Source organism: Kosakonia radicincitans DSM 16656 (assembly GCF_000280495.2).
GTDB classification, from domain to species: domain Bacteria; phylum Pseudomonadota; class Gammaproteobacteria; order Enterobacterales; family Enterobacteriaceae; genus Kosakonia; species Kosakonia radicincitans.
In genome coordinates, this window is the sequence record NZ_CP018016.1 from 5,194,149 (window position 1) to 5,209,020 (window position 14,872).

At 50.5% G+C, this 14,872-nt stretch carries 18 protein-coding genes, 1 pseudogene and 1 riboswitch; of the genes and pseudogenes, 8 read left to right on the forward strand and 11 right to left on the reverse strand.

Annotated features, from left to right (window positions below; translation table 11 throughout):
- Window positions 1-47 precede the first annotated feature (47 nt).
- The 8 genes from Y71_RS24930 to Y71_RS24965 are packed head-to-tail and all read left to right on the forward strand — an operon-like array spanning window position 48 to window position 4,783.
- Window positions 48-1,256, forward strand: a complete 1,209-nt coding sequence (locus Y71_RS24930; protein WP_007372693.1) for a conjugal transfer protein TraF — start codon at window positions 48-50, stop codon at window positions 1,254-1,256.
- Between the two features lie 47 nt (window positions 1,257-1,303).
- A complete protein-coding gene (locus Y71_RS24935; RefSeq protein ID WP_050998956.1) occupies window positions 1,304-1,840 on the forward strand; it encodes a hypothetical protein in 537 nt (178 codons plus the stop codon).
- 15 nt (window positions 1,841-1,855) lie between these two features.
- Window positions 1,856-2,500 (forward strand): hypothetical protein, encoded by a 645-nt coding sequence (locus Y71_RS24940; RefSeq protein WP_007372691.1) that lies wholly within the window; start codon window positions 1,856-1,858, stop codon window positions 2,498-2,500.
- Window positions 2,501-2,504: 4 nt separating this feature from the next.
- The gene (locus tag Y71_RS24945; RefSeq protein WP_007372690.1) at window positions 2,505-2,963 is read left to right on the forward strand and encodes a hypothetical protein; all 459 of its coding nucleotides are present in this window, start codon (window positions 2,505-2,507) and stop codon (window positions 2,961-2,963) included.
- Window positions 2,960-3,370 carry a hypothetical protein gene (locus tag Y71_RS24950; RefSeq protein WP_007372689.1) on the forward strand — a complete coding sequence of 137 codons (411 nt, stop codon included), beginning with the start codon at window positions 2,960-2,962 and terminating at the stop codon, window positions 3,368-3,370. The genes Y71_RS24945 and Y71_RS24950 overlap by 4 nt, the downstream gene beginning before the upstream one ends.
- A gap of 2 nt (window positions 3,371-3,372) precedes the next feature.
- On the forward strand, window positions 3,373-3,879 hold the full coding sequence (locus Y71_RS24955) for a hypothetical protein (RefSeq protein ID WP_007372688.1): 507 nt from the start codon (window positions 3,373-3,375) through the stop codon (window positions 3,877-3,879).
- Complete coding sequence (locus tag Y71_RS24960; protein ID WP_007372687.1) at window positions 3,876-4,361, forward strand: hypothetical protein; 486 nt, start codon at window positions 3,876-3,878, stop codon at window positions 4,359-4,361. The genes Y71_RS24955 and Y71_RS24960 overlap by 4 nt, the downstream gene beginning before the upstream one ends.
- Before the next feature lie 11 nt (window positions 4,362-4,372).
- A complete protein-coding gene (locus Y71_RS24965) occupies window positions 4,373-4,783 on the forward strand; it encodes a hypothetical protein (protein ID WP_050998931.1) in 411 nt (136 codons plus the stop codon).
- A 47-nt stretch (window positions 4,784-4,830) separates the two neighbouring features.
- Here the strand turns inward: Y71_RS24965 and Y71_RS24970 are convergent, their stop codons facing one another.
- From Y71_RS24970 to Y71_RS31195, 11 genes and pseudogenes are all read right to left on the reverse strand, one after another.
- Window positions 4,831-5,517 carry an N-6 DNA methylase gene (locus Y71_RS24970; RefSeq protein ID WP_007372685.1) on the reverse strand — a complete coding sequence of 229 codons (687 nt, stop codon included), beginning with the start codon at window positions 5,515-5,517 and terminating at the stop codon, window positions 4,831-4,833.
- A 127-nt stretch (window positions 5,518-5,644) separates the two neighbouring features.
- Entirely contained in the window at window positions 5,645-6,595 is a 951-nt protein-coding gene (locus tag Y71_RS24975) for a DUF1281 domain-containing protein (RefSeq protein WP_007372684.1), read from the reverse strand.
- 96 nt (window positions 6,596-6,691) lie between these two features.
- Window positions 6,692-7,672, reverse strand: coding sequence for an ArdC family protein (locus Y71_RS24980; protein ID WP_007372683.1), 981 nt, complete (start codon window positions 7,670-7,672; stop codon window positions 6,692-6,694).
- A gap of 72 nt (window positions 7,673-7,744) precedes the next feature.
- Window positions 7,745-8,356 (reverse strand): hypothetical protein, encoded by a 612-nt coding sequence (locus Y71_RS24985; protein ID WP_007372682.1) that lies wholly within the window; start codon window positions 8,354-8,356, stop codon window positions 7,745-7,747.
- Window positions 8,357-8,466: 110 nt separating this feature from the next.
- A complete protein-coding gene (locus Y71_RS24990) occupies window positions 8,467-8,904 on the reverse strand; it encodes a hypothetical protein (protein WP_007372681.1) in 438 nt (145 codons plus the stop codon).
- Between the two features lie 83 nt (window positions 8,905-8,987).
- On the reverse strand, window positions 8,988-9,284 hold the full coding sequence (locus Y71_RS24995; RefSeq protein WP_007372680.1) for a hypothetical protein: 297 nt from the start codon (window positions 9,282-9,284) through the stop codon (window positions 8,988-8,990).
- 136 nt (window positions 9,285-9,420) lie between these two features.
- Window positions 9,421-9,795 (reverse strand): hypothetical protein, encoded by a 375-nt coding sequence (locus tag Y71_RS25000; protein WP_007372679.1) that lies wholly within the window; start codon window positions 9,793-9,795, stop codon window positions 9,421-9,423.
- Between the two features lie 82 nt (window positions 9,796-9,877).
- Window positions 9,878-10,267 carry a hypothetical protein gene (locus tag Y71_RS25005; protein WP_063436922.1) on the reverse strand — a complete coding sequence of 130 codons (390 nt, stop codon included), beginning with the start codon at window positions 10,265-10,267 and terminating at the stop codon, window positions 9,878-9,880.
- A gap of 286 nt (window positions 10,268-10,553) precedes the next feature.
- Complete coding sequence (locus Y71_RS25010) at window positions 10,554-11,006, reverse strand: hypothetical protein (RefSeq protein ID WP_139114316.1); 453 nt, start codon at window positions 11,004-11,006, stop codon at window positions 10,554-10,556.
- A 35-nt stretch (window positions 11,007-11,041) separates the two neighbouring features.
- Window positions 11,042-11,923 carry an integrase domain-containing protein gene (locus Y71_RS25015; RefSeq protein ID WP_007372676.1) on the reverse strand — a complete coding sequence of 294 codons (882 nt, stop codon included), beginning with the start codon at window positions 11,921-11,923 and terminating at the stop codon, window positions 11,042-11,044.
- A gap of 2,331 nt (window positions 11,924-14,254) precedes the next feature.
- Window positions 14,255-14,590, reverse strand: a pseudogene (locus Y71_RS31195) (plasmid SOS inhibition protein A).
- A 196-nt stretch (window positions 14,591-14,786) separates the two neighbouring features.
- A riboswitch (Fluoride riboswitch) is annotated at window positions 14,787-14,861 on the forward strand.
- Window positions 14,862-14,872 lie beyond the last annotated feature (11 nt).

Here is a 14,872-nt window from a genome sequence, read left to right on the forward strand (position 1 = left end):
CCAGGGGATTTTTTTGCCTTAAACACCATAAACATGAAAGGAAATTAATGATGAAAGTATCAATGATTACACATGGAATCACACTGGCACTGCTGGCGACGGCTGTGCCTGCTGCCCATGCAGCAGGGACCTGGACCGAGGCGCGTAATGATGCAATGGGCGGCACCGGTGTGGCCTCATCCGGCTACGCGGCGGCCGCACTGGCCAACCCCGCCCTGATGACGCGTCATGATGCCAGCGACAATGTTGGCATTATCCTCCCGGGCGTCGGGGCACAGGTCAGCGATCCGGATAACCTGCAGGACGGTCTGGATCGTGTTAAAGACAACTGGAACCACCTGAGTAACGCTGCCGGCAGCGGAAACAGTTCCGGGCAGGCTGCCGCGCTGAAAAAATCCCTGCAGGATATCTCAGGCGACAGCGGCCGGGCCAGCGCAGGTGTGTCGGCAGTTGTCGCTATTCCGAACGACACGCTGCCTTTTGCTCTGGTGGTCAAAGGCTGGGGACAGGCAAAGGCTCGTGCTGTTGTCACTGACCACGATCTGGCCTGGCTCGATGCCGCAGAGTCCGGCATTTTCTCGCCCTCCCGTGACGACCTCAACCAACTGACCTCCCGTGCAGAAGGCGTGGCAGCACTGGTGAGTGAATACGGACTCGCCATGGCCTACCCGTTCACGCTGGCCGGCACGCCGGTCTCGGTGGGCATCACCCCCAAATTCCAGCGTGTGGATACCTGGAACTACAACGTGGCCATCAATAACTACAGTACCTCCGACTTTCACAGCGGTGAGTGGAAGCGCTCCGAAAGTGGCGGCAACGTGGATATCGGTTTCGCCGCACAACTGACCCCGGAATGGACGCTGGGTCTGACCGGGCAGAATCTGGTCTCACGGGATGTGGACACCCGCGAGATCAACGGCCTGAAAGACACGTTTCAGATCCGCCCGCAGGCCACTGCCGGGACATCCTGGAGCAATGGCTTCATCACGGTTGCAACTGATGTTGATCTGACACCTGCCAGTGGTTTTGCCTCCGATGAAAAAGCGCAGTATGCCGGTGTGGGTGCCGAACTCAACGCCTGGGACTGGGCACAGCTGCGCGCGGGCTATCGGGCAGACATGCGCAACAGTGACAACAACGTGTTTACCGCCGGTATTGGTATTTCACCCTTTAACGTCGTCCATCTCGATCTGACCGGCATGGCCGGCACCGATCGCACGTATGGCGCGGCAGCACAGCTCACCTTCACATTCTGATAATTCCGGGCTGCTGAATGCAGCCCGTCATTGAAAAGGGTAATACCATGAAAAACATGCTCTCCGTTGTCTCCCTGACGACTCTTTTATTAATGCTGACCGGCTGTAGCGGTAATTCCTCCTTAAACGACCTCAGCCTCAGCAGGCTAACATCGCTTATCAACCCTGTGAGTCAGCAGCAGACACAAAACAGTGCTGAACCAACTCAACGTAATTACGTCGGCCAGTTTTATGGCCCAATACCGATTCCAGCTGAAACTGTAGCCATGCGTCTGAAGCAGCATTACGAATTTGTTTCTGATGAGGACGTTTCCGCTGCGCGTAACAGCGGTCAGGGAAATGCAGGCTGGTCAGCATCGGCAATCTCAGAAGGCACCAGTTGGGAGGCACAGCCGGGCAGCTACTATCGCATGAGCCGGAACTGGGCCGGAAATGACCGCCTGACGCTCGAAGTTCGGGGGACCAGTAAAGAGAGCTTTATTACAGCAACCTATATATCTTCCAATCCGGAGCATCTTAAGAAAACCTGGACATCACGTTTATGGAAGCAGATCCCGGACGTCGCTGGCGGCTCTCTCAAATAAATAAGAGGTCACATCATGGTTCAGTTACAGACACAACTCAATGCCATCCACGAACGAATTTCAGACGCGCAGAATATTGTGGCACGCCGGGAGCGCTCCGTTAAACGTGCGGAACGCAATCTTGAAATTGCAGAGGATAACCTTGCTCAGTTGCAAAATGAACGTGACGAACTGCTGATTGCGTCATGGGGAGATATACCGAACTGGCAGGTTATTTTTGACCTCGTTAATCCCTCACCGGCAATGTATGAATACAAAGAGAAATGGATCAGGGAAAAAGGCCTTCACGCGGGCGGGATGTATAATTGCCATACTAATCAGGGCGCCTTCTCTGTTGGTTTTACCACAACATCAGAGCACGAACTGCATCAAAATATCCGCATGGTTGAATTCGTTATGCAACATCTGCGGGCTGACCGCAATAACGAAAAAGTAATGATTGTATATAACGTCCCGACTGACAATTGTTGCCACAACTTCGTTTTTAATACTGAAACGGGAAAATATGGAATTACGACTGACAGCTATATGAGTCGTCGAAGTATTACTGAATATTCAACAACAGAAGAAGCGTTGCGCTATCTGCAAAGCATTTCGGATACCGATATCGTCCCTGAAATGGAAAGTCTCCCCGGTCCAGTAATATCCGGTGAGGAGTAATGCGATGGCTAATCACACGAAAGAGCAAATTGAATTAACGCTGGCCAGCATTGTTGAACTGGCAGACTACCAGAGAATGATCCGCCATCCCGGCAACCCGGCAAAGGGACAATTTGTAGTGACTGGCCCAAATTTTAAGGATGATTCTGCGCGCGTTGGCTACTGCGTACAGGTGCGTAAACACGTTGGCCAGTTTGGTTCTGACATGGTTTTCCTGCGCCACGTAAATGGCTCCCTTACTGTGCATGAAAACAATTGCTACATAGTGATGAATGCTGAACAGGAAGCCCTGGCCCGCTCAGTGTTTGACGTATTGCCTGAGGACGAGGAATACGAAAAAGGATACATCGATTGTGAGAAGGTCCACGAAGTAGGCTTTGTGATTGAAAACTCAGCTTCTCATGGTACTCCGGAGGTCCCTTTCACCATCACAATCACGACGACAAAAGGCGGTGCGGCATGACTTACAAAAGCGAGATGGTTGGTGAAATTATAGCCGCAATAAAGTTAAGGCACGAAAAAAACGGCTTTTTCGCACCAGTAATCACATGGTTCGAATTTTGTACCCTGCTGGAAGGTCGTGAAGCTGACAAGGCGGAGAATGCGCAACTGCGCCAACGCATCGCCGATCTTGAAGCCCGCCCGGTTGCGCCTTTCGACTTCAAAGAGACCACTGACGCAGACTACTGCCGGGAGTGGGCATGGCGTGAAATCACGAAAGACCTCCCTACAAAACACTGGAAAGCCGGGGAGAACGGGACTTTCTATGCATTTTACCTGATGGGGTGGCATGCACGTTTACGGTACAACGAACAACGTCGCGCTGAATATGCTCAAATCGCAGGCATCATTCTGGAAAGGAGGGAGTAAATATGGCTTTGACGCATGACGAACTTTGCCGGATTGCCTGTCGCTTTCTTCAGAACAACGGATTCAGGGTGGCGTTTCACGATCGCTTCGTTGCCGCCGTCGCATCAGGTGAACAGCCTGACGCTATAGGATTTCGCAACCTTGCTTCATGCCTGATTGAGGTTAAGTGTTCCCGCGCTGATTTCCTTGCCGATCACAAGAAAAGTTTCCGCATCGACCCTGAAATGGGCATGGGCGACTGGCGATTTTTTATGGCTGAACCTGGAATTATCGACGTTGCCGATTTACCTCCGGGATGGGGGCTGCTGCATTTCAGAAATGGGCGCGTGTATAAGGTGCATGGCTGGCCGGGTAATGCGATGTGGTGCACGAAAGCTAATAAGCCGTTTCAGGCAAACAAGCAGGCCGAATGTGACTACATGTACAGTGCGCTGCGCCGCATGCAGATTCGCGGGTATCTGAACGAAGTATATGACGGTGTCCTGGTTAACAAGCAGGAGGCCGTATGAACACAAAACTAAACCGGAAGCAGCTGGAAGAAATTGCAAAACCGGAGGGGTGGAAACTGGTTCCGGAACAAATGTACCTGAACGCTGATGCTATCGAATGCATCTGCTCACAATGCGGTGATGGCGGTAAAATCTACGGCAATTTTACGGCGGGTATTCTGTGGATTGGAGAGGTGCTGACGGACGACTGCAACGGCATTAAGTATGGACTGAACATATCATCAGCCGAATATCCGGAAAAAGGCACGATCAACATTTATGAGTTCGACAATCCACTTCGTAGCCATTCAGCAGTTACCAGAGAAAATACCGGTATGAAATATTATCACTACTTTATTTATACCTTCAGGCTGACCAGACTTCTGCTGAAAAGAGAAATCCCGCTGCGAATATTTATTTTTGCTTTACGGGCAAAACCAGGAGCAGTCGCCGGTAAGCATGGTTCTTTTATTGTAGACCCGTTCTACGATGATCAGGTTTAAAAGGCTACAGAATGAAAATTAACATCAGGTTTTCAAGATTATTTTTGCTTGCGATCCCATTAACCATTTATGGTACGGAGTTACTATTTTGGTTTGTCATGATGAAAAGAAATATATTCCCGCCGGAATACATAAGCTGGCGGGTTACTATCCTGTTAACATTTGTATGGATATCTGGGTTTGCGCTCTATTTGTGTGAGAATGCTGAAAAATGGCCTGTACTTCTTATGAAGCTATTCAGTCCCGTTGCTGGCTATATTTTAGTGGCATGTGTAGCAACTCTGGATGCATTCGTGATGTGGGATACGAAACCTTTCACCGACAATTACGTAGACTTTTTTCGTCTTGGTTTTCTTGGCAGCTATATGAGCCCATTAATTATCGTTTTTATCAGTCTGCTCGGAACCTTTTTTGATGAATGAAAAGAAAAGGCCACAATGATTCGTGGCCTTTTGTTCAGTATGAGCTTTCATGCAACGGCTGCATTCATTCTCGTCTGCAGCAGGAAACTCCAGTTCCCCATGTAATGCGCGGGCGTGTGAAGTATTCGCCGGCGCTCATCGTTTAGTGAGTTGCCGATCACCACCTCCCCCGACACACCAGACAGCGAAAGCTGGATATACGCCATACCGGCCGCCAGCGGATCGATATCCTGAGCAGAGACCCACAGATACCGGTGAGGAGAATAGCCAGCCTCACGCAGAACAAAGGCAAATGCCAGTGCCATACAGCCGGCGCCGCAGGCAGGTTCGGAAAGCGTGATAAACGGCTTGTCCCTAAAATTATCTTCGACGTTACCGAGCTGCATTCTGGCCATCATCAGACCGATATCCCACGGCGTGAAAAACTGACCACGGTATTTATCACCCAGTTCAAGCTGCATAAAAACGCGGCCAAGAAAATCGCCGGGCGTCTCATCCAGCCCGTTGGTCACATGGGCCAGTAGCTGCGCCATACGGGAGATGTCCGTTTTTTCGTAACGGCCGACAATACGCATGTACTTTTCTTCCCGTTTGTCACAGAACTGAAGGCTGTTCTGCAGTGCGATCACACTGCAGCTGACAAAGTCTTCAAATACCTGATGCCGGTGATGGTACCGTGCAGTCTGGCTGAAGAGTGAGAGAAAGGCTTTTTCGTGGTTGATGACGCTTTTCATATGTGCTCCCTTCCGGAAAGAGAACACGCGCCCGGAGGGAAACGCTGTTCCCTTCAGTGTGAAAAAACGGCCACAGCTTTCGCTGTGACCGGTCAGAGGAGCCGGATAAACCGGCGTTAAGTGAATGTTATGCGCGGATGCTGCCGTAGTGCGCTGCGGTGGTTGCAGGAACCGCAGCCGTTTCGGGTGTCACCAGATACATGCGTGCGCCGTCGCCGGATGCTGACTGCTGCAGCGCTTCTGCCGGGTACGGACCACTGTCAACGTGGTCCCCCCGATCAAAGCAGTTGAACCCTGACGTGCCGGCATCCGGTGAAATCCAGTAGTGCCGGATTTCACAGTCAAACATCTGCGACATTATCCCCATAACCTCACCTGACGGCGGATACCAGGGAGATGCAAAGCTCAGCGTCAGTGACCCCACGTCATCCCGGCTCCAGCTGGCCTGATGGCCCGCCGGAAACTCCATGCCAAAGAGCTGCATACAGAGTTCGGATGTTGTACAGAGCCCGGTGAAAAGACCACTTTCGCCGTTGAGTTCGGTGGCCAGACGTGACGGCATCACCATCAGCATGTCACAGGGACAGGTTGTCTCCGGCATGATGCTGAGCCATTCCCAGCGCTCCTGCGGATCAAACTGACCACCGGCACCGGCAACGCCGAACCAGTCGGCATAGTGCACGGCCATCAGCTGCGCCATTATCTGCCGCGCTGCAAAGGGAATGGCTTCCCATTTCAGCGCATCGATGCCGGACTGCAGCCAGATTTTCTCCATGCGGGAGAGCGTCCTGCTGTCAAGCCACGCGTCCTGCTCCAGCAACTCGATAAAGTGCTGGAAGGCCTGGTTGGGTGAGGTCTGCGCGCCTGTACCGGATGCGGTCAGCATCGGATACGGTGCGTAATCCACCGCTTTGACGGGCTTCAGTATGCCGGCACAGCCGGCGAGGAACAGCTTTATCGCCTGCCGGATGGCGTGCCGGTAAAGCGGTTTTTCCGTGCCGGCAATCCAGGGCTGCATCACATCGAGACAGACTGATTTACCGGTAATTTCTAGGCGGTTCTGGCACCATGAGAACATTGTGAAACTCCTCTTGTCGGATAAAACGAAAAGAGGGCATCTCCCTGAGGAAGATGCCCTCAGGGGGATGATGGCGGCCGCAGCCGCCGGGTCAGTTTATGCCGCCTGTTCCGTGTTCCGGTTCAGGGGGGCAAGTAAATATTCCGACGCTTCCCGGGCAAACCGGCAGGCACGGAAAATCGCTCTTTTGTCTTCACGAAGGGCTTTCAGCCAGCCGGCCAGATAGCTTTCGTGCTGCACGTCGCCGGTAATACCGAGCTCCGCACAGAGAAAGGCACTTCCGGTTTCCGCTATCAGCTCTTCGAAGGCGTAAACCGGATCACCGAACTTACGCGATGACGAGGTAATACCTTCCCGGTTCAGGCGGCTGCCGTGCCCGGTGGCATGCACCAGTTCGTGCAACAGCGTGGACCAGTAATCCGCCTCCGTCCGGAACTGCGATGCCGTCGGCATCACAATGCGATCGGCACCCGGACGGTAAAACGCGCGGTCCTGCCGGCGATGCTCGCAGCCGACGCCGGTTGCGTTGAGTATCTGCTGTACCTGCTGCTGCGCTGCACTGAGCTCAGAAGGCCGTTCTGCCTCCACCGTGTCGGACAGTTCACCCTGTACGGATTCGGGGAGGCCGTCGCACTGGGCAACGTTGAACAACTGCAACTGCTTCAGCATGGCCAGTTGCTCCATGACCGGTTCACCGTCGCGATACAAAAGGTTATCGCTGCTGTCGCGGGCCTGTTTCTCAAATGGTTTGTAGATGATGGCCAGCGCGCTGGTCTCATTCTTCCTGACATAACCGCCAGCGGCTTTCGCCTGCCGGAAAGTCAGCCAGCGGTCGGACGTGTACCCGTGTTCTTCAGCGGCCATCCACAGTAGCGGTACATTAATGCCACTGTAGGCGCGGCCGGTGACGGCATTGACCGGCAGACTGCCGCCGTGCACGTTCTGAGCCGAACGCCACGGGCGCCGCCAGGGCGGTACGCCGTTTTCGAGCGCCAGAATGATTTTGTCAGTGACCTGCTGATACAGGTCGGGGGTCTGTACTGCCGCCGGTTTACGTCGGCCGGTGGTGGTCTTCATGTGATGCAGCCTCTGAGTGCGGGGCGCATCCCTGCCCGGTGGCGGACGATGCGCCACCGGTGAGTGGAAAAATCAGTAATAACGCAAGGAACCGTCGGACATCACCGAACGGATACGGTCACGTACGCTCTCGACCGCCCGGTCAAACCTCTCCCGGTCGGCGGGTTTCGCCCGTTTCGAGTCCAGGCGTATCGCCTGGTCCAGCACATGCAATGCCTGCGAACGCCAGCTGAGACGTTCAGCATCACCCACACAGGCATGGAAGTGGCGTAAGGACTGCTCATAAAGCCACTGTATCCGGTAGCGATATTCGCCCACCGGCACATATACCTTCATGGGTGGTCTCGTTTCCTTGTGAAGCGTCAGCGCGTTATTCAGCTTACTGATAACAGGCTTAATGAGCAGGTCGTGATGGTCGTTCAGCACGGCATCAAACATGCTCTGTGCCATAAAGGTCTGAAAGGAAAACTCATGTTCGGGTATGAGCGTGTCGACCAGTGTGAACCAGTCTGCATCTTTTAACGGATTGCAGCCTGCAGCCCAGGCTTTCAGCCACTCCCCCGGACGTCTGTCATCCGGTACACGAATATAAATGCCCAGTTTCTTTTCAAGTATCAGCGGGCGCTGCATACCCAGTTTCTGTGTAAACAGCGGACGTAGTTCATCAGAAGTAAAGCGGATCATATTTCCTCCGGGGAAAAGAAGGAGGAAACCTCCCCTGGAGGGAAGGTCCCTCCGGGAAGTGTTTGTTTAACTGAGAAAGCTTCTCTCGGGAGCCGCTTTCGCTTCGGAAATCAGGCTATATATTCCGCATTCGCAAAGAATACAGCCCGTTGTTCCTCACTGGCTTCATCGTCTGAGCGCATCTCATCAAAGTGCATCTGCCCCTCACTAAACCCAAAATCCCAGGCCCGGGGGGCAATCTGTTCTCCGAGAAGGATCAGCCCGGCAATGTACTTTTCGAATAAACCGTCAGTAAATGCCCCGGTCATACAGGCGTAACCAAGAAGCCGTGCAATCGAAACAAGCCGGAATGTGCGTACCGGAACGCCATAGCTGCCCGTCAGGTCAGGGATAGCGCAGCGCCGGAATGCACGTATTGCCAGGAGTTCACCCTCTAATTCCGCAACATAAGCGATGAAACGGGAAAGCGAGCGTTGCCCCTGCCACAGTTCATGCATTCCCTGAGGTGCGTAAGATCTGTCAAAAGCGATGTCATTAAATACGGTCATGTTGAATACCTCAGAATAAAATGAAGCCATGCCCGCCAGTACCTCCCGCAGGGAAGATCCCTGGGGGAGGTCAGTGTGTTGTATCAGTCAAAACGGTAACGTAAATCAGCCAGCTGCTGCGCCATCCGGCGACCAGCATTCATTGCCTGACGCGAGGAGGCAAACCGTCCTGCGGTTGCACAACGTTGATAGGTCCAGTCTTTCGGACTGTAACCGGTTCGTCGGGAGATAACGGCGGTGAACCCATTACCATCGTGGATCACTTCCGGCCGGAAGCTGCTGTGCCCCGACTGATTGGTGAACCATTCTTTCTTACGTTGATTAAGTGACTCAGAAACGTGCGCCAGAGCTGAAGCCGCTTTTGCTACAAGGATGAGCATTATACTCATGGTATGTCTCCGTTGGTTAAGGCGGAGACACCTTCACCGCTATGCGGGAGGTTATCCCCGCATGGGTGAGTTATCAGTAATTGAATATCCGTCGTAAAAAATCAGACATTGTCGTTAAACACCGGAACTAGCAATCCCAGCGAAGTTCGCGCCAGTAATCCAGTCCGCGTTCAGTTCCCAGCATAAAACCGTAGCTCCATGCGTTAGTGTCGCCTTCAGCGTCGAAGCGTTTTCCCGTCAGGACAACATCATCGACAAACTGACGAAGAGAGTCCGGGATCAGATTCATTTCCTGGGCCTCACCAACAACACTGGCAAGGTGGATTGTCTGGCTGCAGCGTTCCGGAAAACCATCCAGATCGATGCTGTCCGGGATGCCGCAAATGTTCAGCGCTGTAGCGCTCTGTAACAGCCCTTCAATCTCCGACATCACCGAAATGAACCCGGTCTTTGAATGGATGCTGGCAGAAAGGACATCAATAGTAATAGCGAAAGCAGTCATAAAAGGTTCCTTATAAAACGTGGAACCCTGCCCTATCGGGAGCGGAGTCCCGTGGGAGAAGTGAGTGAAATGTACAGCGTTATCAGCAATGAGCAGTCGCCCTGGACTCCAGTGCGGCTGTGTCGCTGAATCCATTCTGACAGCCTTCCTGCCACTGCGTGGCGTCGAGCTGCATTCCGGTAAAATGAAGGCGGTTGATGAACCAGCGTGGCCAGCGAACCTTTAGTCCGTAATACTCGCGTTCTCCGAAGAAAAAGGCGGCATGGTAGACCGAGAACTCCGTCAGCAACGCTGATGCTTCGTCCTTCTGATATGAACGGGCAAGCTCCAGCTCACGAACAACAAGCAGTAATGACTTCGCATCACCTGTGAACCAGAAAAACCATTCAGCAATCAGCGTTTTTGGTGCAATCAAGCACACAAAGCGATCGGCAAAAACAGCAACAAAGTAAACAATATGAAGAAAGGTCATGGCGGCATTTCCTGAATAAAAAAGGGAAACGACCACCCGATACGGGAAGCGTTGTCCCGTGGGATGAAAAATCTGGAAGAATAAGTTGAATGGACCTTAACCTAGTTATCAGGTCCCTGTTTGCAAAGGTTAAACAGGTTTGAACCACCCGAAGGCGCCACTCTCAGGTTAATGTGGCATTGGCGTGTGATTACCCGAAGGCGTTCGTCTCAAATCACCCGAACATTGGCAGTTGTCATGATGACAACGGTTAACGATCCAATCCTACTTCAGGTTTGCACATTCTTCAATAGCCCTGTCTCATAAGCCACAGGAGGAAACTATGATGTCCGTACTCGTGGCAGTGGAATGCATAATCTGACAATATCTTACGGACCTCACAGATCACCTGAGAGCAGGCAAGATTAAATAATTCGATCTCAATGCTGGATTTCCCTAACTGGAAAAGTTCATCAGTATATTTTTTCCTCCCGGCCGGAATCAGTCCCAGTTCATCAACACCGGATAACATCAGAACCATATTGTAAACAAAACGTTCAAGCATCATGCTGGCAGAGTTAAAGAGTGCTTCATTGCTAAATTTATCAAAACTCACTCCATCCAGTTTGGAATGTGCGCGTCCAGACTGTATATGCCCTTCAACCCGGGACACAAAGGATATCATGTTTAAAATGGAAATATCATTCAACTCAACAGCCAGTGAGCTATAGCTGGAAAAAATTAAATTCAACGTTTTCATGTTATGCCCCATATAAGAATCACCTTAATAAGGTGTTACTCAACTTTATTATAAACACGAGCAACATAATGTCCCCTGCCATCACCATGCCCCAAATCCATTGATGCAAGAGCCTGTGCCTCCTGTTTACTGAAACCATTTTTCATATGAAGATTCATAACATCAACAGAATAGGCATAACGCAAACTATGCGGTGCGTATTTCCCTGTCAAGCCGGCTTCACGAACCAAATTTCGATAACGTTCGATTGCGGTATGTAATGAAGGCCTATCGATTAACTTCCCGTTATTTTCTTTCAGATGTTTCAGTGCAGCTTTGATTGCGGCCAGCGTTGCCTCTCGATCTATTACCGTTGTATCTCTCGGACGCCCTCCCTTTGTCCCGAATACCACCCGTACTTTTCCTTCATTATTGATTAAGGATTTTTGCCAGGTTTGTAATGATTTAGCGGACTGTATAGTTTCTTCCGTTCTTAAACCGAGCAATCTCGACAACCTCATTGCATACGCAACGCCTTCATCCTTTTGTTCCACACTCGTCAACACTTGCCGGAAATAATTGTCGGGAATCGCAACTTTTGTCCCATCCCTGCTGGTTTCTGAAATACCCAGAGCCTGATTACTCAGTTTCTCGTGCGCCGGATTAGCCATGAAGGTTTTTCCTGCAACCCGCAGTAAAGCCCGGATAGCCGACATTTCATTCTGAAGTGTACGCTTAGAAATCTCTTCGGAAAGACGACTCTTCATATACAGCTCAATATGCCCTGTCTTGATGTTCTTAATATCCCTGATCTGAACGTTAAGCTTTAATAAACGTTCAGCAAATCTGTCAGCAATTTTCATACGGTCAGAAACAGTTTTAAAACTCCCCCCGGCCTGTCTGGCGAGCGTCTTAAGATTCTTATTCAGTTTTGCCATAGTCAACTCTCCATTTAAACAGGTGTAAGTGCTTTTCCGTCTGCGTGAACGGAAAAGCACTTACACCGGCTGCGCCACAGCTCCAGACGATGAATTTCACCCCGACGGCACGGTTTATGGTTGCGCTTCCTGCGTCTCGACAGATATCTGTGCATCGGGGCGGCGAAATGTTGAGTTATTGCGAAGCTCCCCAGGTCTCTGACCTGTTCGCGGTTTTCACCGGGCTGATGTTAATCAGTCTGCTTCCACACACCAGTTGGTTGACTGGTGTCGCCATCGATATCGTGTCGATTTTTCTCCTCTTTGAATGAAGTCCTGACCCGTTTTTACGGGTAAGGCGTTTGGTTAATAAATGAACAAACAGTGAATGAAGTACGTTTTTAAGGCCCTTAAACCTTTAAGTACGTGTTGGTCAGTTGGTAAAAAGGTTGTTGAAACGGCAGTGCGTCAGCTCTGCCAGTTATGCGCTGCGCGCGTCACTTGGTACTCGTTTCACTCGAACGCAAGTGACGCCGCGCTCCTCTGCTCTCAATGCAGTCGTGGAAGATGCCCAAATGTTCCAAATGGTCATACCCACGCCGCAAAGTTTGCAACCGGAATTCAGCGTCTGAACGAAAGAGGAAACGTTGGCGAGAACCACCATTGAGATGAAAAGGCCATAAACAGGCATTGTAAGTAAAAGGACCTTCGTCGCTGTACGACCTCCGTTTTCAAAGGTTAAACGGAGTTACCGCCCGAAGGCTCCGTCTCTCAGGTCATGACGGTTTTGGCAAGCAATCACCCGAAGGCGTCCCTCTCAGATTGCAGGGACATTGGCATGTTGCTTTACGCAACGGTATAACGGAGCCATGTTAGATCAGAGTGCGATCCTTTATCAAGGTTACAACAGCAAAAAGCAAAGTTAGTATGTTCCGAAATTAAATCATGAAGGAGCAGTTTACGTTCGGATTCGATATCTTGAGACTATTTTGTCTTGCATGTACTCGGTGAAATACATTATCTCAGGATAAATAAATTCTTTAGTCAAACTATATAAATTCAATCCTCCCGAACTTCATCAATTTTTTCTTTAGGAATAACTATTTTTAATAACCATGAATTTCCCCTTTAAATCTGAAAGGCTTACCCCATCGATTTGCGATATTGTATCAAAAAGGTTCGCAGGATAAGCCTCATCATTAATCCCTTTTGAAAATAGCGATACACCCCTGATTTTTCACTCATTGATTTATAGGTAGTTGTTTTATTATAGCTTGATGTTCATTAAACATGTCGACATTATCTTAATTTCCGCTGCAGTTGGAGTCCATTTCGCCCTAGAACAATTTCAAAGATTAAAGAAAAGGCTTCAAAAAAATTTATTTCAGACACACTGAGACCCAATATCTTTAAATAAAAAAATTAAAGTTTTTATTTTATTTTTAGCCCAACCTTAAATTATAATAAATTAAGAGAAATTTACATTTTCAAGATAGTCATCAATCTTTTTAAAAGAACCACATCAAAAGGGTCAGCGATATAATTTTCATAATTCACCCCATAAAAATGACAGCTTTTATAATACACTTCTTAGCAAAAATTTCGCTCTACTTGAATTACTCCAAGAAATTTCGAACTTTGCATTACATCTAATTTACTATCTGGAACATCCCAAGTCATGAAAGCAGCAGCATCAGTTAGCTCATCTGAATTTTTTCTGTAGCAAAATACAGAGCAACTAATGGGCTTTTTTCCAGTCTATAACCTTGTCGATAAACCATAGCGTTACGCAGCCACATGAAGATCATTTTCATTCATAGTATACTCGCTGATAATATTTACATCAGTGATCTGTTCCCAGTTGTTCGTGTCAACGCAAAGCCTCTTCTCCTGCCTTACGGCGGGTAAACTGCTACTCTGATGTTGTCGAGACATAGAGTTGGCCCTGTGATGCGCCTCCTTTCATTCACCCAGAGTAGCCCCCAGCGGTCGGGAAGTTCATCAATGGTAATGACATCCTCCAGACACAGAAAATAACAAAAATCGCCCATCCCCCCACTGCCCTGTGGGGTTTCAGCCGGTCACGCAGAAAATCTGCCCGTGACACTTTCACCTACACCACCACGCTGGCCGCTTTGAATCCCCGCCGGCAGCCCCATGCGTCTGCCTGTTCGTTTTCCCTTAACGCGCCGACTTCGATAAAGGCAACATTGCCCACTGACCGCCCCTGCTTTCGGTGCGCAGCGACCAGCGACGGGCAATGTCTGCCAGTTCCATATGTATCATATGCCCTCCAAGCTGGTTCAGCTTGGAGGGCACGCGCCAGCGGTCAGCCGCACGCGGGCCGTCAGGCTACTCCTCCACCGTGTCCCGGGGGCGGAGAACACACCCAAAGTGGATCACCGCGTCCTGGTGCCACCTGAGTTCCGCCAGCGAGGGAAAGCGCCTGCGCCACTGCCAGAACATCGATGCCAGTTCGTCCGACCAGCGCGAATACTATGCTCCCACCGTTTCCGGCGACTGAACACTCAGATCAGCCCGCGCGACCAGGCTCTGATGCAGCATGGCCTCATGGCACCAGCGTTTATCTTCCTTCCGCTGTACCTTGTGCCAGCGCAGATTCACGCGTTTTTCCACACGGGGCTGGTTACGCCAGACCACATCCGGGAACAGACACTGCTGCACCACCTCCGACAGGGGCGAAAGGTGAATGATGATTTTCGTCCGCGAATGGATAACTCATCAGGATATTCACCAATTTTTTTTCGTTCTGCGGGAGAGCGAATATCAAGTTAACAATACCTGCCTGTTTCCCGTTGTAACACATCGCTGATATGGCATGCCGTAATAAATATTGATTTCAGAGAAAGTCTCATTTAAGCTCAATCCATAAGGTGATGGTGCTCCACCTTTCCCAACCGCCAGTACTTTCAAACTGGATGATGACGCCTGATATACAATATCGCTGTT

Coding starts and splice junctions, on each gene's coding strand:
- Y71_RS24930 (WP_007372693.1), top strand. CDS start 48: ATGATGAAAGTATCAATGATTACACATGGAATCACACTGGCACTGCTG.
- Y71_RS24935 (WP_050998956.1), top strand. CDS start 1,304: ATGAAAAACATGCTCTCCGTTGTCTCCCTGACGACTCTTTTATTAATG.
- Y71_RS24940 (WP_007372691.1), top strand. CDS start 1,856: ATGGTTCAGTTACAGACACAACTCAATGCCATCCACGAACGAATTTCA.
- Y71_RS24945 (WP_007372690.1), top strand. CDS start 2,505: ATGGCTAATCACACGAAAGAGCAAATTGAATTAACGCTGGCCAGCATT.
- Y71_RS24950 (WP_007372689.1), top strand. CDS start 2,960: ATGACTTACAAAAGCGAGATGGTTGGTGAAATTATAGCCGCAATAAAG.
- Y71_RS24955 (WP_007372688.1), top strand. CDS start 3,373: ATGGCTTTGACGCATGACGAACTTTGCCGGATTGCCTGTCGCTTTCTT.
- Y71_RS24960 (WP_007372687.1), top strand. CDS start 3,876: ATGAACACAAAACTAAACCGGAAGCAGCTGGAAGAAATTGCAAAACCG.
- Y71_RS24965 (WP_050998931.1), top strand. CDS start 4,373: ATGAAAATTAACATCAGGTTTTCAAGATTATTTTTGCTTGCGATCCCA.
- Y71_RS24970 (WP_007372685.1), bottom strand. CDS start 5,517: ATGAAAAGCGTCATCAACCACGAAAAAGCCTTTCTCTCACTCTTCAGC.
- Y71_RS24975 (WP_007372684.1), bottom strand. CDS start 6,595: ATGTTCTCATGGTGCCAGAACCGCCTAGAAATTACCGGTAAATCAGTC.
- Y71_RS24980 (WP_007372683.1), bottom strand. CDS start 7,672: ATGAAGACCACCACCGGCCGACGTAAACCGGCGGCAGTACAGACCCCC.
- Y71_RS24985 (WP_007372682.1), bottom strand. CDS start 8,356: ATGATCCGCTTTACTTCTGATGAACTACGTCCGCTGTTTACACAGAAA.
- Y71_RS24990 (WP_007372681.1), bottom strand. CDS start 8,904: ATGACCGTATTTAATGACATCGCTTTTGACAGATCTTACGCACCTCAG.
- Y71_RS24995 (WP_007372680.1), bottom strand. CDS start 9,284: ATGCTCATCCTTGTAGCAAAAGCGGCTTCAGCTCTGGCGCACGTTTCT.
- Y71_RS25000 (WP_007372679.1), bottom strand. CDS start 9,795: ATGACTGCTTTCGCTATTACTATTGATGTCCTTTCTGCCAGCATCCAT.
- Y71_RS25005 (WP_063436922.1), bottom strand. CDS start 10,267: ATGACCTTTCTTCATATTGTTTACTTTGTTGCTGTTTTTGCCGATCGC.
- Y71_RS25010 (WP_139114316.1), bottom strand. CDS start 11,006: ATGAAAACGTTGAATTTAATTTTTTCCAGCTATAGCTCACTGGCTGTT.
- Y71_RS25015 (WP_007372676.1), bottom strand. CDS start 11,923: ATGGCAAAACTGAATAAGAATCTTAAGACGCTCGCCAGACAGGCCGGG.